Raw genomic sequence first — 20,806 nt, 5'->3', positions numbered from 1 at the left:
GCATGCTCGGCGGGCCAATGCCTCACGCGCGAACGGTCTTGACGTCGTAGCGCCGGAACGCGGCGTCGGTGGTGAGAATGGGCAGCTCCTCGAGCTGCGCTTGCGCCACGAGCAACCGGTCGAACGGATCGCGATGATGCCGCGGCAGCGTGGCGACGTGCAACGTGTGACTCGCCAGTACCGGGAGCGCCGTGACCGCCGTGCGCACCATGAGTCGCGGAATGTACGTTGCCGGCGTCTCCGGCAGCGCCAGCTTGCCGAGCGCGAACTTGATCGCGATCTCCCACGTGCTGGCCGCCGACAGCACCAGCTCGTTGTCGGCCGCGATGACAATCGAGCGGCCCTTTTTCGAGAGCCGCTCGGGTGCCGCCACCATCCAAAGCCACACGTGCGTGTCGAGCAGAACTCTCACGTCTCGAAGACGTCGAGGAGCTCCGGCGGCAGCGGCGCATTGAAGTCGTCGCCGATCGTAATGCGCCCGCGTTCAGAGCCGAGCACGCGCTCGCCCTCCGGCAGCGTCACGGGCACGAGACGCGCGACAGGCACGCCCGCGCGCGCGATGTACACCTCCTGTCCCTCCGCGACGCGCTTCAGCAGCTTGGACAATTGGGTCTTGGCTTCGTGCACGTTGTACGTCCGACGCTTGGGCATGGCCACAATATGACTAATGCAGTGGACTAAGGCAAGACCACCATGCGCACGCGGTGCGTCATGACGCTCCGACGCGCGATCGAACGGTACCACGAGCGGCTCACGCCGGAAGTCGCCGCCGAGAGCCAGGCGTTGCTCGACGAGCAACTGCTGGCGCGCGGGTTGTTCTTCGGCGACCGCGCACTCTGCACCGTTCTGCGACCGCGCCTGTTGTTAGGCGAACAGTACCGATACGTCCAGCAACGGTGCGCGCTGCTGCTCGCCGCGTTCGCCCGCGCGCTCGGTGCGGCGCTCGGCGATCCCGCCGTGCTCGATCAGTTCGGACTCGAGGATTGGGAGCGCACGCTCGTCGAGTTCGATCCCGGGTTTCGTGAGGCGAGCCCGACCTCGCGCCTCGACGCATTCTACGACGCCGATGCCGGCCCCCTCTACTTCACCGAGTACAACGCGGAGACGCCCGCGGGACTGGCGTACGGCGACGCGCTCTCCGATGCGTTCCTGGCGCTGCCGGTCGCCGGCGACTTCCTGCGCGAGTACGAGCTGCGCCCGCTCCCCGCGCGGCACGGCGTGCTGTTCCCGCTGCTCGACTCGTTCCGGAGCTGGCGCGGGGCGCGGGAGCAGCCGCGCATCGCGATCCTCGACTGGCGCGAAGTGCCCACCTACAACGAGTTCGTGCTCTTCGAGCGCTACTTCCATGCGTTAGGCATCCCGAGCGTTATTGCCGACCCGCGCGAGGTGGCATACGAGAACGGGCGCCTCGTCTGCGGCGACTTTCACATCACGCTCATCTACAAGCGCGTGCTGCTCAGCGAGCTCGTGGCGCGCGGCGGCATCGACCATCCGGTCATCCGCGCGGTCCGCGACCGCGCGGCGTGCATGGTGAACCCGTTTCGCTGCAAGATCCTGCACAAGAAAGCGAGCCTCGCCGTCCTGAGCGACGAACGCAACGCGCACCTCTTCACCGCCGAGCAGCGCGACGCGATCGACGCGCACATCCCCTGGACTCGGGTCGTGGCCGAGCGCACCACGGTATATCAGGGCGACCGCATCGACCTCGTGCCGTGGATCGCGGCCAACCGCGACACGCTGGTGCTCAAGCCCAACGATGAATACGGCGGGAAGGGCATCGTCCTCGGCTGGGAAGTGGATGACGACACCTGGTCGGACGCCCTCGCGTCCGCGCTCGAGGCGCCGTCGATCGTCCAGCGGCGGATCCGGCTGCCCACCGAGCCCTACCCCAGTTTTGTCGATGGATCCGTACAGTTCACCGACCGGATGGTGGATCTGGCGCCTTTCGTGTCCCACGGCCGCTACGTCGAGGGCTGTCTGACGCGGCTGGGCACCACACCGCTGCTCAACGTGACCGCCGGCGGCGGATCGACCGTTCCGACCTTCGTGACCGCTCGCCGTTAGGCATTCGAGGGGGAGCCATGCAACAGCCGTCGCTCACGTTAGGCGTCGAGGAAGAGTATCAGATCATCGATCCGGAGACGCGCGAGCTCCGGTCGTACATCACCGAGATCCTCGCCGGCGACCACCTGGTAATGGAAGAGGTGAAGCCGGAGCTCCACCAATCGATGGTGGAGATCGGCACCAAGGTCTGTCGCACGCCGGGCGAGGTGCGCTCGGAACTGGTGCGACTGCGCGGGACCGTGATGCAGCTCGCCGCGCGCAAGGGCCTCAAGATCGCCGCCGCCGGCACGCACCCATTCTCCAGCTGGATCACGCAGGAAATCACGCCGCTCGAGCGCTACATGGGCGTCAAGCAGGACCTGCAGGATCTCGCCCAGCAGCTGCTCATCTTCGGCACGCACGTCCACATCGGGATCGAGGACCGCGACTTTCTCATCGACGCCATGAACGTGGCGCGCTACTTCGTGCCGCACGTGCTGTGTCTCTCGACGAGCTCGCCGTTCTGGATGGGCCGCCTGACCGGCCTCAAGTCGTACCGCAGCGTGATCTTCCGGAATTTCCCGCGCACCGGGATTCCACCCGAGATGCACGCGTGGTCGGACTACGAAGCGGTGCTCGACGCGCTCGTGCGCACGCACTGCATCCCCGACGGCTCCAAGATCTGGTGGGACGTCCGGCCTAACTGGAGCTACCCGACCCTCGAGTTCCGCGTCTGCGACGTGTGCACGCGGGTCGAGGAAGCGGTGTGCGTGGCCGCGATCCTGCAAGCAATCATCGCGAAGTTGTGGAAGCTGCGCCGCGACAACCTCACGTTCCGCACCTATCCGGGGTCGTTGCTCGAGGAGAACAAGTGGCGCGCCGTCCGCTATGGCCTGAGCGGAAAACTCATAGATTTCGGCAAGGGCGAAGAGCTGCCGGCCTCGGATCTCATTCGCGAGCTGGTGGGTTGGTTCATCGACGACGTCGTCGACGATCTGGGGACGCGCGCCGAAGTCGAGTACGCGTACACGATTCTCTCCAACGGCACGAGCGCTGATCGCCAACTGGCGATGTTCAAGCGCACCGGGGACCTGAAAGACGTGGTCGACCAGTTGGTCAGAGAGACGGCTGAAGGAGTAGATTGTTAGGAGAGGGAAGCGCCTCGCCAAGGAGACACGGTTTTGTCCGCATCGCGCCCGATAATCGGCATCACGACACAGACCCTGGACGCCATCCCGGACGAGCTGCCGCGCTGCTGGGTGATGAGCCAGCGGTACGTGCACGCCATGGCCGAGTCGGGAGGGGTGCCGTGGATCATCCCGCTCATGCCCGACGATCCGGACACCATGCGCAGGATCTACGAGCAGTTGGACGGTCTGCTGCTGCCGGGCGGTGTCGACATCGATCCGCGCACCTATGGCGCGTCCCGTCTCGCGGGGTGCGGGCGCACCGACATCGACCGCGATCGCGCCGAAGTCATGCTCACGCGGTGGGCGATGGACGACGGCAAGCCTGTGTTAGGCATCTGCCGCGGCGTGCAGCTCATCAACGTCGCCGCCGGCGGCACGCTGTACCAGGATGTGGCGGCCGAGATGCCCGGCGCGATCAAGCACGACTATTTCCCGCACGGCGGCGCCAATCCGCGCGACCAGCTGGTGCACGAGGTCGCGGTCGCGCCGGCGTCGCGCTTGGCGGCGCTGCTCGAGGAGCAGGGCGCGATGGTGAACAGCATGCACCACCAAGGCATCAAGTCGGTGCCACCATCGTTGGTCGCCACCGCGCACGCACCGGATGGCCTCGTGGAAGGGCTCGAGTCGACCGACGATGCGTTTCTGTTCGGCGTGCAGTGGCATCCCGAGGACCTCACGCACGCCGACTGGCACATGCGCCGGCTGTTCGCCGGTTTGCTCGACGCGGGTCGCGCATGGCGCGGTGCCGCGCGGTAACTGCCGGCACCGTCGCCCCCGTCTAACGGAATAACGACACCCTCAACATCGACACAGAGGGGCACCGGAAATAGGCGCCTGCGGCAGACGCGCGGTCATTTCCAGGACTCGGTCGGCACGTCGTTAGGCGGCTCGAGCGATTGCAGATAGGTGACGAGCTTCCAGATGCCGGCCGCCGGCATGATGCCGCCGAACGCCGGCATACCCTGGCGACGCCCATCGTAGATGGAGGAGAAGATCTCGCCGGCGGCGCCGCCGTAGCGCCACCGCCCATCGGCGAGACTGGGTCCGACCCAACCGGTCGCTCCGCCGCCGTGGCAGCCATCGCAGTTCATCGCCGTGAACAGCGCGGCACCGGCGGTCACCGCGGCCGTGTCGCCGGCGTATGGGTTCGTGAGCGTCGTTCCGCGCGGTACCGCGCCGCCCGCCGCAATGTGAGAAGGATACGCGATCGCAGGTGGCGCGTCGCTGTGCGTTGGCGCCGCACCGCCTTTGGTTTCTCGACAGGCCGCCGCGAGCGCAAGCACGATCGCCGGTCGCGCAACCCGCTGGATCATCGTCTGCGTCATCGGATCGTCTCCTCGGCTGCGCCTAACGAACTGGGACTCAGAGCGCGAAGATCCACACCATGCCGCCCTGGCTCGTGTGTCTCGCCAGATCTTTCGCGAAGTCGGCCGGTGGACGAACGTCGGCCGGATCGTCGGATCGCACGTCGCCGGCAAGCAGGAACCAGTCACCGCCGATCCCGGCATACACGGCCACGTACTGTTTCCCGTCCGGGCCGCGGTACGTAATCGGGTTGCCGACGACACCCGATCCCACCTTGAAGCTCCAGAGAATCTTTCCCGTCCGCGCATCGGCGGCGCGGAGCCAGCCGTCGAGCGTCCCGTAAAACACGACGTCGCCCGCGGTCGCGACGACCCCGCTCCACACCGGCCACCGCTCCTTGATCTCCCACACCTTCCGCCCAACGGACGCGTCCCATGCCACGAACGCGCCCATGTAGCCGCCGGCGCCGGCATAGTAGGGCGAGTTGGCGCCGATGTACGGCGTGCCGCGAATGTGCGCAGCGGGAACGGCCTGATAGTCCATACACATGTTGCTCGTGGACACGTAGAAGAGGTGCGTGCGCGGCGAATACGCAACCGGCGAGGCCGGACTCTTGCCGCCTTCCAGCGTTGGGCAGATGTTCTTCACGTTGCCGCGCGACACACCGGTGAGCTTGCTCGAGTCGACGACGGGACGCCCGGTCTCGAGGTCGATGCGCTTGGCCCAGTTCTCCTGCACGAACGGTTGGGCGACGAGCACCTGGCCGGTCGCACGGTCGATCGTGTACGCGAATCCGTTCTTGTCGAAATGGACGAGCACTTTGCGAATCGTGCCGTCGATGCGCAGGTCGGCCAGAACCATCTCGGCGGTTGCGTCGAAGTCCCAACTATCGTGCGGCGTGAACTGATACGCCCACACGAGCGATCCGTCCTCGGGGCGCCGCGCCATCACGCTCGTCGTCCACTTGTTGTCTCCGGCGCGTTGCTCGGGATTGTACGGCGCGGGATTACCTGTCCCGTAATACACGAGATCGAGCGTCGAGTCGTACGACATCCAGCCCCACACCGGCGCGCCTCCCGTCTGCCAGGCGTTGTTAGGCCACGTGGACGCGCCGAGGTTCGGGGCGTGATCGTAAAACGGTTTGAACTGGCCCGGCTTGGCGAGCAGCTCGCTGTCGGCTCCGATGTTATAGCCGGTCCACACGACGCGGCCCGATTGCAGGTCGAGTCCCTTGACCCATCCGCGGATGCCGAATTCGCCACCGGACGCGCCGACGAGCACGCGATCTCTCGCGACGAACGGCGCCATGGGCGTCGTTTCGCCGTTGGATACGTCGGCGATGGTGGTCTCCCACAGCTGCTTGCCGGTCTTGGCGTCGACGGCAACCGTGTGGCCGTCGAGCAGGTTGTACACGATTTTCCCCTCGGCGTAGAACGCGCCTCGATTGACCGCGTCGCAGCAGGCGACGCCGACCGCGTTAGGCGAAACGGCGGGGCGATACTTCCACTCGAGCGGGTAGTCGGGCTGCGTGAGGTCGAACGCGTACAGCGTGTTCGGATACGGAGTCACCACGTACATCGTGTTGTGTACGACGAGCGGCTGTCCTTCGTGACCGCCCAGCACGCCGGTGGAAAAGGACCACACAGGATGCAGACGTGCGGCGTTAGCCGGCGTAATTTGCGAGAGGCCGCTGTACCGCGTGGACGCATAGTCCTTGCCCGGCATGGTCCACTCGCCATCGTCGGACGCCGCCGCAACCGTGGTGCGCGGGCCGGCGATCGCTCCCGGTGTGAACGCGACGGCCGCCCACGCAACTGCGGTTGCGCACGCCGCTCCGAACAACACGGATGTGAGATGCACCTTCATCATGTTTCGCCTCGAACGCGACGGTACGATCATCGCTCCATCCGGCGAAGAACGCTATGCCATCGGCGCGCGGTGAAGGGCGATTCCATCAATTTGCTTCTCACCGGCGAACCGTGCTCATCGATCCGATAGACCCGTGCGTTCAATAGCGTGAATCCCTCGACCTCTCCATAACCAACATCGTATGACAAATCGGCGTCCTTTTTCTGCCGTAGTCCTCGCCGCGTGGGCGCTCGCATCCGCGGCTCCGTCGCTTCACGCCCAACAGACGCCCCCTCCGGGCGCCGCGCGCTGGTGGCACGACATCACCGTCATCGCCGACGACAGCATGCACGGGCGGCGCACCGGCACCGCCGACTACGTCGAGGCTGCGCATTATGTGGCGAGCCAGTTTCAGGCGGCAGGGCTCGCACCGGGCGGCAGCGACGGATACTTCCAGACCGTGCACCTGGCCGAAGCGCGTGTCGTGCCCGACAGCTCGAGCCTGGTGCTGGAGTCGACGGGCACGAGCGACACGCTGCCGCTCCGGGTGCGCATAACGCCATCGTCGGCGGCCCGAGCGGATGGCCCGCTGGTGTTCGTCGGGTACGGCCTCGCCTTACCGGGCGTGCACGACGATCTCGCCGGCGTGGACCTGCGCGGCAGGGTGGCCGTGTATCTCGACCGCATGCCCAAGGGACTCAACGCGACGCTCTTCGCGCACGGGCGCGCATCGCGCTGGAAGGAGCTCGAGCGGCGCGGCGCGGTCGCCGGCATCGCGATCGCCGATCCGGCTCCGCCTAACGGAAACCGGCCGCCGCCGCGTCCGGGCGCGCGGCCCGTAATGGGACTGGCGGACGATTCGCTCGAGCGCGGCGTGCTGGTGAGCGTCGGCGGCGAAGACGCCGAGAAACTGTTCGCCGGCTCGGGCCACACGTACGCCGAGATGGTCGCGCTCTCCGACGCGCAGCAGACGCTCCCGACCGTTCCGCTCGCACCGCGATTGCGCGTGCGCCTGGACATCCAGCGCACGCCGGTGGACGCGCCGAACGTCGTCGGCGTGCTGCGCGGCAGCGACGCGGGGTTGCGCGACCAGTATCTCGTCGTGAGCGCGCACCTGGATCACCTGGGCGTTGGGCGGCCGGTGAACGGCGACAGCATCTACAATGGGGCGATGGACAACGCGTCAGGCATCGCCACGCTGCTCGAAACGGCGCGTGCGTTCAAGGATCGACACGTGAGGCCGAAGCGCTCGGTCATCTTCCTCGCCGTGACCGGCGAAGAGGAGGGCGAGCTCGGCTCCGCGTACTTCGCGCTCCATCCTACGGTGCCGGCATCGGGGATCGTGGCCGACCTCAACACCGACATGTATCTGCCGATTCAGCCGCTGACGGGCGTGTTCGCGTACGGCTGGAACGAATCCGATTTGGGCAAAGACATTCTGCCGGTGCTGCGGCAGCACCATCTGGCGAATCTGGAAGATCCGGAGCCGGAGCAGGTTCGCTTCATTCGCAGCGACCAGTACAGCTTCATTCAACGCGGCATCCCGGCGCTGGCGTTCAAGGTGGGTTACACGAAAGATTCACCAGGCGATTCGACGGTCACGCGGTGGCTCGACACGCGCTACCACAGACCGTCGGACGATCTCGCGCAGCCGGTGAATTTCCAGACCGCCATCGCGTTCGATGCGATGTACTTCGACATCGTGCGCGCCGTGGCCGACCGCCCAACGCGGCCGGCGTGGTACCCGACGAGCGTGTTCGCGTCGATCAAGCGCCCGGGGCAGTAGGGCGCCGCAGCGGGCGGCGATTTATTACCATCGCATGCAATCGAGACGTTTCCGGATCATCCGCCGGTCCCGGGCAGCCGCAGCGGCCGCGTCCTGGTGAGGGTGTCCCAGTGCATTTCGGCAATCTGCCGCTCGATCTGCGCGATGCGGTCGGTGAGCTCCCGGGCCGGCGCTGCGTTAGGCGCATGCACCTTGCCGAGCGCGATGAAGCTCTCCATCATCGTTTTGTAGGCGTAGGGCGAGTAGCCCGCCTTGACGACGAGCTCCGCGCCTAACGAGTCGCAGCGGTATTCGAGCACCTGCCCGTAGCTCGCGCCGAACTCGCCCCACCGCCATTGCGACGCGTTGGTCACGTCGCGGTGCTCGGTGGTCACGAGGCTGTCGATGCGGCGCGACACCTGGCCGTTGTCGATGTGCTCGATCTCGTGCGCGATCACCGCCGCGGCTTCGTCCTCCGTGCCCATGTAAGACAGAATGCCGCCCCAGATGACGATGTGCCCGCCGGGCAGCGCGAACCCGCTCTTGATGCCCGGGTGCGGATCGAAATGGATGGTCCACGGCAGCTTGCGCTTGGTGAAGCGGCCGAGCGAGTCGGCGATGCCTTGCAGGTAGGCTTGGATGCGGTCGCTCTCGGGCGTCGGGCGGATGCCGCGCGTGCTGTCGAACTGGCGGGCGAGTGCGGCGCCGAGCGCAATCTCCTCCGAATCCGTGGCCGAGAGCGCCGAAACAGCGGGCGTCCTCGCGCCGGCGTGCGCCTTCGTGCCTAACGTTAGTGCCGAGCCGCCGAACAGCGCGAGCGTACCGAGCAGAAGGAACCCGCGGCTCATGGAGACCTCGAAACACGACGTGAAGGGAAACGTCACAGCCTTCCTCGCTTTGAGGGTGGCGACACCTGCTTGGCCCGTTTGCGCGCCGGGGGCTCAGCGAGCTTCCAGAACAGCCGCTCCCCGATCACCGTCACCTTGTGGCCCTTGGCCGCGAGACGGCGCACCTCGATCAGCTTCGAGCCGCCGTCCTTGCCCGCGATCTGTTGCTTGTTAGGCCGGCCGCGAACCAGAATGTCCGTCGTCGCGCCGGGCGTCGACTGCACGATCGCGCCGGCCTTCTTCGCCGCCGCGATCGCCGCCGCGCGCGGACGCACGAGGAATCCGGTGAACGAAACCCGCTTGCCGGCCAGTCGTTCGACGCGCCCCAGCCTGGGCTGCCTCGCGCGGTGTCGCAGCGCCTCGATCAATTCGCGCGCGGCGTCATAGCGTTTGCCGCGCGAGCCGAGGCATCCATGGATGACTTCCTTCAGGTGATCGCTGCAGGGCAGGGTGCGCACATCCTTGCTGCGGACGGCGCTCGAGATGTCGCCGCGCAGGAGCATCACCGCGAGCAGTCCGATCTGATAGACATCGTCGCGCTTCTGCCACCGCCGCACGCGACCCCATGCGATCTCGTTGGGCGCGTGCATCCGGTTGAATGCATCGGCCGTCACGCCGCGCCGATTGAGCTGGTGCGTCGCGATGCCGAAGTCGCCGAGCTTGAGGTGCCCGCCCTCGCACACGAATACGTTGAACGGCGTGAGGTCGCGGTGCAGCGCCTGCCCGCGGTGCAGCGCGTCGAGCACGCCGAGTATGGCGGCGATTTCGCGGCGCACGTAGCGCTCGGTCTGTGGACCCACGCGCTCGAGCCACGAGCCCAGGTCGCCATGCTCGGCGTATTCCATGGCGAGGCAGTATCGCATCGCGCCGTTCGCGAATTCGGCGAACCGGTCGATGATGCGCAGGGCGCGTTCCTGCGACGCCAACAGCTCGGCGAAGTACGCCTCGCGCAGCCAGCCGGCGAGATTGTCGCTGATCTTGATGCACACGTTGAAGGTGGCGCCCGACGCAAGCGTGGTCGTGGCCAGATACACTTTGCCGAAGCCGCCGCTGCCGATCATCCGCTCGAGCCGATAGGTGCGACCGGTCTCGGAGCTGTGCGCCACTGCTCCCGGCTCGACCGAGAGTCCGCTCGGTTGCAACCCGCGGAGGCGCGTGACGCGAGCGGTTGTGCTGGGATTGCGCTGAGTCGCCATACGATAGTTCCGGGAAGCAGCGACGCGTTCGAGACACGGCGGTGAAACGGCCACCCCAAGATAATACGGCTGGACGGGCCACAGGATTTTCCGTCGACGCGCCCTGCTGGATCGGCGCCCGACGCGCGTCCGCTGCCGGCGCGGGGGCGCCGCGCCGCCGCGGCGTGCCTAACGAAAGCCCCGGGTGCGCGATGCGCCTGCGTCTTCCCGGCGGCCGGCGGCGAATCGGCGCTCGTCGAGAGCGGACGCGGGGCAGCCGCCCGGTGAATGTTGCGCCCCTCTAGACTGCCCAACCGACACGACGCATCTTCCTCTCCGTGCCCGGCTCGGACGATCTCCTCCGGCTTTCGACCGCACTCAGCCAACGCTACGTCATCGAGCGCGAGCTCGGCAGTGGCGGCATGGCGACCGTGTACCTCGCGCACGATGTGCGCCACGATCGACCCGTCGCCCTCAAAGTGCTGCGGCCGGAGTTGGCAGCCATCGTTGGCGCGCAGCGCTTTCTCCACGAGATCCGGACCACCGCGCAGCTCCAGCACCCGCACATCCTCGCGCTGCACGATTCCGGCGAAATCGACGGGACCGTGTTCTACGTGATGCCGTTCGTGAAGGGGGTGAGTCTGCGAGACCGCCTCGAGCGCGAGGGGCAGCTGCCCGTGGTCGACGCGGTGCGCATCGCCTCGGAGGTGGCGGACGCGCTCGGCTACGCGCACGAGCATGGCGTGATCCACCGCGACATCAAGCCGGAGAACATCCTCCTGCAGGACGGGCACGCGGTGGTCGCCGATTTCGGCATCGCGCTCGCGGCCAGCGGCGGCCCGGCGGCGGTCCGCCTAACGGAAACCGGCTTGAGTCTCGGGACGCCCGCCTACATGGCCCCCGAGCAGGCGATGGGCGACCGGGCGCTCACGCCGCGCGTCGACATCTATGCGTTAGGCTGCGTGGTGTACGAGATGCTGGCCGGGGAGCCGCCGTTTTCCGGCCCGACGGCCCAGGCCATCGTCGCGCGCGTGATGACGGAGGAGCCGCGGCGCCTGCATGCCCAGCGGCGGACCGTGCCGGCCGAGCTCGACGACTGCGTGCGCAAGGCGCTCGAGAAACTGCCAGCCGATCGCTTCGCCACGGCATCGGAATTTCGCGCGGCGCTCACGGTGCCGGCCCCGGGCGTCGTGGGCGGCCGGGCGAGCGGGCGTCCGATGCTGCTCGGGCTCGCTGCCGCGCTCATCGTCGGCATCGGGCTCGGTGCGCTCGCCGCGTCGCTCCGGCGGCCCCCCGTCGACACGACACCGCACCGCTGGAACATCGTCCTGCCGCCTAACGAAAGCGTCGCGCTCGTTGGTCCGTCGACCCCCGGGGGCTGGTACAGCGCCATGGCGGCGTCGCCCGATGGCAAGCAGCTGGCGTACGTCGCCCCGCAGGGCAGCACCACCGTGCTCGTGCTGCGATCCGCGGAGACCGGCGACGAGGCGGCGGTGCCCGGCAGCGACGGCGCGTCCGATCCCTTCTATTCGCCCGACGGGGCGTGGATCGGCTTTGTCAGCGGCAACCTGCTCCGCAAGGTGTCGTCGACCGGGGGAACGCCCATCACGCTGGCGCAGGTCGCGAGCGTGACCGGAGCCGTGTGGGTGACGCCCGACGAGATCGTGGTCTTCGAGCGAAACGGCTTCGAGCTGCACCGCGTGGCCGCAGCGGGCGGCGGCGCCGATTCCGTCACCCGCCTAACGACCCAATTCGGCACGCCGGGCGCCCTTCCGGGCGGCCGCTGGCTCGTCGGGCAGCTCAGCTCGGGGCAGCTCGCGCTCCTGTCGCTCGAGAACGGATCCGAGCTCGCCATCACGCAGCGCGGCGTGCTGGCACTCGACTCGGTGCGACAATCCGACCTCTTGTTCGGTGCGAGTCCGCAGTGGATCCGCGGCGGCTACCTCGTGTACGCCACGGGCGACGGCCAGCTGTCGGCGATGCCGTTCGACGCCGCCCGCCGCGCAGTGTTAGGCGAAGCGGTCCCCGTCGTCACCGGTGTGCGCATGGAAGCGGGCTTCGGAGCCGCCGAGTACGCGATCTCCGGCGACGGGACGCTGACCTACGTCCCGGGCGCCAATCAGCTCTACGTGAACGTCGCCCTCGTCTCGCCCGACGGCCATCTCGATACGCTGCCGTTCCCCCGCGGACCCTACACGCAGCCGCGCGTCTCGCCCGACGGCACCCGGCTCGCCGTGCAGGTGCGCAATCCGTTAGGCGGATGGCAGGTGATGCTGATGGACATGGCCACCGGCGTCCGCCAGCAGGTGCCGGTGGACGGCAACTATCGCGCGTTTCCGGCGTCGTGGCTCCCGTCCGGCCATGCGCTCATGATCGGCCTGTTCGACCCGGTGCAGTTCCTGAACTACGGCGCGCGCATCCAGGCGTTGGACACGGGCGCGTGGACGAACCTCCATCTGTCCAACGCGTCGTACATGACGGTGGCGCCCGACGGCAAGTCGTTCGTGTTCTCGGACTGGCGCCGGCACGATCTGTATCTTCGGTCGCTGGGCCCCGACACGACGTCGACGCGCGTGCCCGGCGGCGTCGGCACGGCGGCGAGCTTTTCCCCGGACGGCCGGTGGTTGTCGTGGGGCGGCGACGATGGCTCGGTGGACGTCACCCCGCTGCCGCCGACGGGCACCGTCTACCACATTGCCCAGCAGGGCGACATGCCGCTCTGGATGCCTAACGGCAGAGCGATCGTGTACCGCGACCGCTCGCGCTACTACCGCGTGCCCGTCACCACGACGGGCGGCTTCCACACCGGGAAGCCGACGCTGCTGATCGAAGGGTCGTTTCTCTCGGCGTTCGCGTGGAACCACGCGATGAGTCCCGATGGGCGGGTGCTCGTGCTCATGAACAGCCCCGATCGGGACGCGCGGACGCTCGAGACGATCACGAATTTCCAGTCGCTTGTGGCGCGCACGACGCACGCGGGCCGTCGGTAGGACACGGCCCGTCGTGTTGCGGACCAACGCTGCACGTGGCCGGCGATGGGCGGTCTACTGCACCACGCGGCTCACGCACGAGAACCCGGAAAAGAATCCCTTCCGCAGCACCGGCGGCACGTTGTTCAGACCGACGTCGAGCCCGACCTTCGCACCGGCGCCGTTGCCGGGGATGTTCCATTCGGCGCGATAGTCGGTGGCCGTCGGTTCCCACGTGGCCGCGGCGCCGAACAACTGGAACACCGCCCACGTGCCGTGGAAGCTGGCGACGTTCGCCCAGGTACTGCCTTGCTCGACCGCGATGGTCGCTTCGCCCGACGGTTGGAACGTCCACGTGAATTGGTGCGGCTTGACCGCGGCGGCGTAGTCCACCGTCAGTCCATCGCCCACCACGCGGAGGCGGCCGCTCTGCGGCATGAGGTAATTGGTGAGACTGAGCGTGAGGCGGGGCTCGTTGGAGCCGGCCGGGAAAATCGCCGCCGAGAATTGCGCGGCGCGGTTGAAGAACGAGAGAAAGGCCGGATTGACGTTCAGCGTACCGCCCGACTTCGGCGCGAACGTGCTGCCCTGGGCCTGGATCACGTTCTGGAGCGCATCGTTGTAATAGGTCCACAACGACCCCGTGCCCGGCTTGAACACCGTGCTCACCTCATCGAGCGACGCCTGAATCGGCGACCGCTCGTTGAACGGATACTTCGTGAAGAGCGTCGCGTTCCTGGCGCAGAACGACTCGCCTTTTCCGTTCAGCTGGCCGGCGCCGTAGTTGCGCAGATAGGGATCGATGCTGGCCAGCGGTTCGGTGAGCAGGCGCTGGATGGCGGTCGCCACCGCGGGCTCGCGCCCGACGACGAAGCTCTGCGCCAGCTTCTGTGCTTCGCCGCGCGCGGCATTGGCGTTCTGCGTCGCGTTGGCGATGGCGCCTTCGGACTGCCCGGGCGGGGCCGTCGCCACCTGGCCTAACGAACCCTGCAGCGTGAGCAGGGCGGCCATGTAGCCCTGCACCGACTGGCCGATCAACTTGTCGGTCTGGCCGGGCGGCACGACGGCGTGCGCCGGCTGCAGCGCGTTGCCGATCGTCGTATCCGTGTTCGTGTTCTGCGACGCGATCGAGATCAGGGCGAGCAGCGGCGACTGGTTGCCCGACAGCTGCGCGAGCTTGGATGCGGCGTCGCTCACGTTGCCGTACCGGGTCACGCTCGCGCCCTGCAGATACTCGCGCCAGGCGGCGATGTAGTCGTTCTCGTAGCGCGCGCGGAGGTCGGCCAGCGCCTTGGTCTTGTCGACCAGACTCGGCGGCTCGTCGCCCAACACCCAGCGTTCGCCCTGGAAGAACCGGTCCGCGCTGCCTAACGCACGCTGCATCGCTGCGTAGCCCGGCTTGGTGAACGCGCCGCGCACGGTGACGCGATCCAGCACATAGGCCGCCGAGCCGGGGACCATCTTGTTGAACTGGATGGCGGCGTGCCCGCTGTCCGCTTCGGCGAGCATCGCCTGGTAGATGGGCTCGATACCGGTGAACTGGCGCAGAAACGAGCGCGCCCGTCCGACGAGCGATGTGTCGGCGGCGAAGCTGAACGGGTCTCCTAACGGAAGCTCGCGCGCGTAGAACGCGAACTGGCGCTGCGCCAGCTGGCTCTGCGCCGTGTCCGGCGCGCGAACGCCCGACCACTCGGTGAGCAGCACCGGCGACAAGAAGTCTTCGGTACTGCGCTCGGGGTTCGTCGTCGTGATCAGATACGCCTTGAGGATGCGATACGTGCTGCCGTAGTCGTCTGTCGGGCGCGGCGCCGGCGGCACGGCGCGCAGCGCCGACTCGAGCGCGCCACGCGTATCCTCGAACAACAGCTTGTCGTACGACGTGAAGTATGCGCGCCGGGCATCGGACAACAGCGCGCCGCCCGTGTACAATCCCCACTCGAGATGCTTCGGCGGCCCGTTCCGATCGTAGTCGCGCAGCATCTGCACCTGCGCCCGCAGCGTGTCCAACTTGTGGAGCGTTTCCACCGGGGGAGCGCCGGAGCCGGCCAGCGTCAACGCCATCGCATCGTGCGTCTCGGCGGCCGTGTCGGCCGCCAGCTGCTTGTTGCCCGACCAGGAAATCGTGAAGCCTAACGCGAGCACGACGCCGGCCGCGGTGGCGACCGCGAGCGCGACGCGCCGCAGCGTGTTGACCCGGGCGCCGCCGCGGGTCACGCGCATGGCGGCGCGGTCGCCTAACACAACATCCGTGAACAGCCGCCCGAGGAACACCCACTGCGGTACTTTGCGCGTCGCGGCCGCGGCAGGCGCCGTGCGCGCCTGCGCCGCCATCTGCTCGGCGCGAAACACCGCCGTGGCCGAGCGCGCCTCGCCGCGCGATTGCAGTGCCGCCGCGGCCGCCGCCGGAGCGGCGTCGTTGATGTACACGGGCCTGACGCCCGCGAAGTAGTATCCGCGCAGGAACGGACTCACCTGCAGCTGACTCGGCCGACACAGCTCGACGAGGAACTGCGTCACCACCGCGCCCGTCTTGCGAAGCTCGCGCGGAAACTCGTACGCGCCCGGCTTGGGTTCCACGGCTGCCTCGCGGCCCAGCGCCTGCAGCCGCCTGTCGGCGAGCGAGACGAACAACCGCTGAAACGATTCAGCAATGCGCTTTGCCTGGCGGTCCGCATAGAGTCCGGCGGCGCCGGCGTCCGCGGGCAGGGTGACGCCGAGCACCTCGCGTCCTTCCTCGTTCGAGAAGTTGCGCACGTAGTCGGCGAAGTACGCGATCCGGTCCGCCTTGGTGAAGAGGACGTACACCGGAAGCCGAATGCCCAACCCGCGTGCCAGTTCGTTCAACCTCTCCCGCAGCATGCGGCCTAACGCAACCGCCTGTTCGCTCGCCCCCGGCTGGACCAGGTGGTCGCAGCTCACGCACACCAGGGCCAGGCGCGACGCCTGCGCGCCGCCGCCGAGGACGGCCGCCAGGCGCCGCGGCTGCAGGTAGCGGATGAGGCGCGCGAACCGCCCCGGATCCGCCGCCAGCGGACCGCCGGCTTCGACGAACACCGTGTCGCGCGCGTACCAGACGTTGACCCCTTTCGTCGGCGCGACGGTCTCATCGCGAGAGACGCCGCCGCCGGCCAGCATCTCCGGCTCGAGGCCCGAGCGCACGATGGTCGTGGTCTTGGCGCTGCCCTCCGCGCCTAACAGAATGACCATCGGCAGCCGCGCGAGCGTGCCCGCGGCCTTGCCGCCGGTGCGCGACGCGGCCAGCTGCGCGCGCGCCGCGTGCATCGCGGCGTCGATGTCGTCGGTCTTGCCCGGCGCCGCCGGTGCGAGCTGCCGCAACAGGTACCACACGATGAACGCCGCGGCAACGAAGCCGAGCACCCACAGCCCGAACCGGAAGACCCAGACGTCGGACGCCTTGAGATGCAACGCCGCGGCGCCGAACCACACGACGACCACGAACACCAGATAGATGACCGAGGCGATCACCCAGATTTTCGCCTTACGCGACATGGCGGGACCCGAGCGAAAGAGGCAGGCCGAACGGGCTCACCGGGCCACCTGCGCGGCGGCGTCGTGCACGGCGGCCACGCTCGACCGGAGCGATGCGGAGTAGATGCCGAACAGCGCGGCGGCGATGAGGAACACGGCGATCATGGCGATGCCTAACCGCTTCGACCAGACGTCGCCGCCGGCGCTCGGGATGTCGCCGGCCGGCGGCGTCCAGGACGGCGACAGCTCGCCGGACGGGCCGCGGATACGCTGTATCTTTTCGGCGACGCGCGACATGAGCGCGTGCAGCTCGCCGCCATCGCTCGCGCTGTACCGCCCGTGAAAGCCCAACAGCAGACAGAGCTCGAACACCTCGAGCACGTCGGCCCCATCCTCGGAATCCGGACGGGCCAACAGGTACTGCAGGTTCTGGAAGAACAGTTCGCCGCCCAGATGCCCGCCGAAGATTTCGTCCTGGAGCGGCTTGCGCGGCCAATCGGCGAACATCGGCTGCGTGGAGTTGAGCACCGACTCATCGAGGAACGTGACGACGGCGTACAGCACGAGCCGCACGTCCTCGTCCGCGTACCCGGCCTGGCGCGCCTGCTGCTCGGCGGCGCCCATCACCTGCTTCATGTGGGCGCGGAACGAGTCGGCATCGGCGGCGACCTGGCGGTTGGCGCGCAGCCTAACGGTAGCCGTCAGCACTTCCTGCATCGCGAGCGCGAGCTGGCCGCGGCGCGCGGACGGCGCGACGGGCGCCGAGGCCGGCGCGGGCGGAGCAACGATCTGGACGGGAATCGTCATTCAGCGAAAATCCTCGATGGCGCGGTGCGGCGCAATCACGACTCGAGCAGCACGAGCACCTGCACCTCGGCGCCGGACAGCGCGTCGGGCACGTACACGCCGATCTCTTGGGTTTGGACGAGCGTGTCCCAACACGGGCCGGCTTTGCTGATCGAGAAATACTGGGCGTCGACGCGCGGCGAGATCGCCGCCGGCGGGGCCTGCACGTACTCGAGCGGGAGACCGGGATACGCCCGCTTCACCAGCTCCGGCGTGAACTTGGCCGAGCAGACTTTCACGAAGCGCGGCACGCGCGTGATGGTCTCGGCTTCGCCGACGCTCGAGCGTACTCCCAGAAACCAGCGGGCGCGGCCAAAGCACCGCGTGTCGCTCACGGGCCCGGTGTACATGAACGCCGATGTGGAACGCAACGGCACCGACACGCAGTTGGTCGGGATGATGATGTCGAGGTTGGCGCGGATGTGTCGGTCGAGCGCATCGAAACAGGCGTCGAGATGGTCGTGGTCGTACGACGGCAGCGCGCGCGGATGCGCGTCGAGCGAGAACGTGCACAGCGCGCCGGCCAGCCGTGACAACTCGGCGTACACCTGCTCGGGGCGCGAGCGCTTGACCTGCAGGTGATGCCGGAGCGGGCCTAACGCAGAGTGCACGGCGTGCATGAGCCAGAACATCGCGACTTCCCGGCTGGCCCAGTCGCCTAACGACTGGCGGCCGGTGCCCGCGCCTAACGCAGCGCTCTTGGCGTCCAGCATTTCGACCAGCCGGCCAAGCGTCGTCATCAGGCGGTCGCTGCCGCCGATCTGGAGCAGCGGCGGAATGTAGTCCGCGTCGTACACGAAGCTGCCCCTGCCGTCGCGCCGGACGCGCGCGATGGCGAGCGAGACGGCGCCATCGTCGAGCGAGCTGTCGAGCGCGAGCCAGAAATTCTTGCGGCCGAGTGTCACCGGCTTCTCGTCGTGCCCGGTGGTCTCGTCGCGCATCACGTGCGGCTCCGAGAGGTAGCGGACGCCCCGGCCGTCGCGCCCGACCGCATCGGCGGGCAGGCAGTTCGCGGCGTCACGGCGATACGGCGCGATCGTCAAGTAGACGACGTGCGCGTCGGCGGTGGGCGAGAACAGCTCGCCGATGGCCAGCGGCGCGGGCGCCGCGTCTCCATCGGGAATGTGAAACGGCATCCCATCCGGCATGACGCCCCGCGCGTGGATCAGCGCAACGGTTCCGTTTCGCAGCGCGTTCGCATCCAGCTCGCTTCCGATCAGTCCGTACGGCGCGAAGAACAGATGCGACACCGCAAACTGAATGGAGTCCTCGAAGTAGCGGTTCTGCGCCTGGAAGTGGTGCTGGGCCAGGTGCATGCCCTCGCGCCACACCACTTTGGAGAGTTGCGTCATGAGTGTCCTGAGCCTGTATCGCTCGACTCGGCCACGCGGATCGAGACGGCGCCGGTGAGACGGCCGAATCGGTTTGCGCGTGAGATGCGTTGCCAGCTATTGTAGACGATTCGGGTGAGGAAGTCGGTGTGCTGTCGTCCGCCCGAGCCGCACGAGGCTACCTGGCGGCGCGAGTGCCCTAACGTATGACCCACCACTAGTCGATGACAAGCGCCGAGTTCAGCGCACGCTATCAGCTTCTCAAGCCGGTTGCCGACGGGAAGGTCCGCACGCTCAATGCGTTGGCGGTGGCGAGCGGCAAAGTCGTCATGGTGCATTATCTCGTCGGAACCACAGACGAGAATAACGCCATGCTCGCGCGCGCGCGCGCGCTGCCCGACGTCGAGCGGCTCAAGGTGATCGAGCTCCTGGACATCGAAGGCCATCCGGTCGTGGTCACGCAGTTTCTGCAGGGCTTCGAGTCGCTCGACGTGTGGATTTCGTCGCACACGCGAAGTGCGCCGGCGCCTGGCGATGGGCCGGCGAAGCAGATCAAGGTCACGATGCGGCGTCCGGATGAGACGCCGTCTCGCGCGGGATCGACGCAGCCGATTCGGGCGGGTGGCGGCGCCGCGGGGAAGGTTGCGCCGCCATCACCGCCGCCGGTCGCTCCGCCGCCACAGGCGGCGAGCGCGACCGGCGCCATGACGCAGCCCATCGCGCCAGTCGCCGCGACACCCAAGGCGCCGCCGGCACCACCACCGGCTCCGCCGGTGGTGCCGCCGCCGCCGCCGCCCGCGCCGCCTGCGCCCAAACCCAATCAAGCCGGCGAATTCACACGTCTTTTCAATTCGATGACCGGCGGTCCGCCCGCGACGCCGTCGCAGCCGGTCTCGCCCGCGCGTCAAGCGGAACCGCCGTTCGTCCCGCCGCCGCCGGCTCCGGTGCGTCCCGCCGCGCCGCCGGTCAGCGTTAGTCAACCGATTCCGCCGGCCGTGCAACACGCCGCACCGCCTCCCGCGCCACCAGCCGCTCAGCCGGCGCCGCCCCCGCCACCTCCCCCGCCGCCTGCGCCCGGCGAGTTCACGCGCATCTTTCAGGGGGGCGGTTTCTCGTCTCCCGCCGAGCGTTCGGCGCCGAGCGGACCACTGTACTCACCGCCATCGCCCGGCGCGATGCCGCAGCCACCGCGACCGGCCATGCCGACGCCGCCATCGGCAGCGCCGCCTCAGCCCTTCGTGCCGATGCCGAGCGTGCTTCCTCCGGCCGCACCCTCACCGGGATCTGCAAGCGCGACGGGTATGATGAGTGCGCCGATCGCCCGAGCCCCGGAGCCGCGTCCGGTCGCCCCTCCGCCGCCGCCGGCGCCCGTGATCCCGCAGCCGCGGCTCGGCGCGATGCCGATGCCGTCGATGCACGCGCCGGCCATGCCGCCCACGCCGCAGATCCCGCGCGCGCCGTCGGTGCCACCCGCGCCTAACTTCGGCATCGCGCCGCCCGCGCCGCACGTCGGCGCCGTACCGCCTTCGCCTAACTTCGGCGCCGTGCCGCCGGCGCCCGGCCATTCGGGCATCCCGCAACCGCCGACGCCGCCGGCACCACCAATGATTCCCGTGCCGACGCTGCCGCCGCCGGTGTTCGCCGCGCCCTCCGGCCAACCGTCGCACGTGCCGAGCGAATTCACCCGCATCCTGAGCTCGGCGACGCCGCCCGCGGCAGGGCCCGCGATCGGCGCCGCGCAGCCGCCCGCTATGCCTAACGCAACCGCGGCCGCGCAGCAGCTCCAACCGCGAAAACCATCCTACATGCCGTTGGTGATCGCGCTCAATGTGATCGTCATTTTGGCGATCGCGCTGATCGCATACTTCATAATCAAGAAGTGAAGGGCGGATAATCCGAACAAGGCCGGGTAAAAAACCGAAAGGCGGACTACGGGCGGACAAGGCCGGACAGCGCCG

The 20,806-nt window shown here is 68.2% G+C and carries 15 protein-coding genes; 6 read left to right on the top strand and 9 right to left on the bottom strand.

Going from position 1 to position 20,806, the window contains the following annotated elements:
- Nucleotides 1-22: 22 nt before the first annotated feature.
- The gene (locus tag VFW04_04300; GenBank protein HEX5178526.1) at nt 23-412 is read right to left on the bottom strand and encodes a type II toxin-antitoxin system VapC family toxin; all 390 of its coding nucleotides are present in this window, start codon (nt 410-412) and stop codon (nt 23-25) included.
- Nucleotides 409-651, bottom strand: a complete 243-nt coding sequence (locus VFW04_04295) for a type II toxin-antitoxin system prevent-host-death family antitoxin (GenBank protein ID HEX5178525.1) — start codon at nt 649-651, stop codon at nt 409-411. The genes VFW04_04300 and VFW04_04295 overlap by 4 nt, the downstream gene beginning before the upstream one ends.
- A gap of 60 nt (nt 652-711) precedes the next feature.
- Here VFW04_04295 and VFW04_04290 point away from each other — a divergent pair, with 60 nt between their 5' ends.
- From VFW04_04290 to VFW04_04280, 3 genes are read left to right on the top strand one after another with little or no spacing between them, the layout of a single operon-like run.
- On the top strand, nt 712-2,064 hold the full coding sequence (locus VFW04_04290) for a hypothetical protein (protein HEX5178524.1): 1,353 nt from the start codon (nt 712-714) through the stop codon (nt 2,062-2,064).
- A 17-nt stretch (nt 2,065-2,081) separates the two neighbouring features.
- On the top strand, nt 2,082-3,191 hold the full coding sequence (locus VFW04_04285; protein HEX5178523.1) for a carboxylate-amine ligase: 1,110 nt from the start codon (nt 2,082-2,084) through the stop codon (nt 3,189-3,191).
- A gap of 33 nt (nt 3,192-3,224) precedes the next feature.
- The gene (locus VFW04_04280; GenBank protein ID HEX5178522.1) at nt 3,225-3,989 is read left to right on the top strand and encodes a gamma-glutamyl-gamma-aminobutyrate hydrolase family protein; all 765 of its coding nucleotides are present in this window, start codon (nt 3,225-3,227) and stop codon (nt 3,987-3,989) included.
- A gap of 95 nt (nt 3,990-4,084) precedes the next feature.
- On the opposite strand, the gene VFW04_04275 is transcribed toward VFW04_04280, so the two are convergent.
- Both VFW04_04275 and VFW04_04270 read right to left on the bottom strand, forming a co-directional pair.
- Nucleotides 4,085-4,558 (bottom strand): c-type cytochrome, encoded by a 474-nt coding sequence (locus VFW04_04275; GenBank protein ID HEX5178521.1) that lies wholly within the window; start codon nt 4,556-4,558, stop codon nt 4,085-4,087.
- A 37-nt stretch (nt 4,559-4,595) separates the two neighbouring features.
- Nucleotides 4,596-6,407, bottom strand: a complete 1,812-nt coding sequence (locus VFW04_04270) for a PQQ-dependent dehydrogenase, methanol/ethanol family (protein ID HEX5178520.1) — start codon at nt 6,405-6,407, stop codon at nt 4,596-4,598.
- Nucleotides 6,408-6,588: 181 nt separating this feature from the next.
- Between VFW04_04270 and VFW04_04265 the strand changes: the two genes are divergently transcribed.
- Nucleotides 6,589-8,172: a M20/M25/M40 family metallo-hydrolase gene (locus tag VFW04_04265; GenBank protein ID HEX5178519.1), complete on the top strand. Its 1,584-nt coding sequence runs from the start codon at nt 6,589-6,591 to the stop codon at nt 8,170-8,172.
- 56 nt (nt 8,173-8,228) lie between these two features.
- On the opposite strand, the gene VFW04_04260 is transcribed toward VFW04_04265, so the two are convergent.
- Together VFW04_04260 and VFW04_04255 are read right to left on the bottom strand one after the other, a co-directional pair.
- The gene (locus VFW04_04260; GenBank protein ID HEX5178518.1) at nt 8,229-8,999 is read right to left on the bottom strand and encodes a M48 family metallopeptidase; all 771 of its coding nucleotides are present in this window, start codon (nt 8,997-8,999) and stop codon (nt 8,229-8,231) included.
- 32 nt (nt 9,000-9,031) lie between these two features.
- Entirely contained in the window at nt 9,032-10,234 is a 1,203-nt protein-coding gene (locus VFW04_04255) for a protein kinase (GenBank protein ID HEX5178517.1), read from the bottom strand.
- A 317-nt stretch (nt 10,235-10,551) separates the two neighbouring features.
- On the opposite strand from VFW04_04255, the gene VFW04_04250 reads away from it, so the two are divergent.
- Entirely contained in the window at nt 10,552-13,203 is a 2,652-nt protein-coding gene (locus tag VFW04_04250; GenBank protein HEX5178516.1) for a protein kinase, read from the top strand.
- Between the two features lie 54 nt (nt 13,204-13,257).
- Here VFW04_04250 and VFW04_04245 read toward each other — a convergent pair whose 3' ends face one another.
- The 3 genes from VFW04_04245 to tssK are packed head-to-tail and all read right to left on the bottom strand — an operon-like array spanning nt 13,258 to nt 18,869.
- A complete protein-coding gene (locus VFW04_04245; GenBank protein HEX5178515.1) occupies nt 13,258-16,692 on the bottom strand; it encodes an ImcF-related family protein in 3,435 nt (1,144 codons plus the stop codon).
- Between the two features lie 36 nt (nt 16,693-16,728).
- Complete coding sequence (locus VFW04_04240) at nt 16,729-17,478, bottom strand: DotU family type IV/VI secretion system protein (GenBank protein ID HEX5178514.1); 750 nt, start codon at nt 17,476-17,478, stop codon at nt 16,729-16,731.
- A gap of 35 nt (nt 17,479-17,513) precedes the next feature.
- Nucleotides 17,514-18,869: a type VI secretion system baseplate subunit TssK gene (tssK, locus tag VFW04_04235; GenBank protein HEX5178513.1), complete on the bottom strand. Its 1,356-nt coding sequence runs from the start codon at nt 18,867-18,869 to the stop codon at nt 17,514-17,516.
- Nucleotides 18,870-19,072: 203 nt separating this feature from the next.
- On the opposite strand from tssK, the gene VFW04_04230 reads away from it, so the two are divergent.
- Entirely contained in the window at nt 19,073-20,731 is a 1,659-nt protein-coding gene (locus VFW04_04230; GenBank protein ID HEX5178512.1) for a hypothetical protein, read from the top strand.
- The last annotated feature ends 75 nt before the right edge of the window (nt 20,732-20,806 follow it).

This window comes from Gemmatimonadaceae bacterium, from assembly GCA_036273715.1.
Lineage (GTDB): Bacteria > Gemmatimonadota > Gemmatimonadetes > Gemmatimonadales > Gemmatimonadaceae > JADGGM01.
This window is presented reverse-complemented; position numbering and strand designations above follow the sequence as displayed.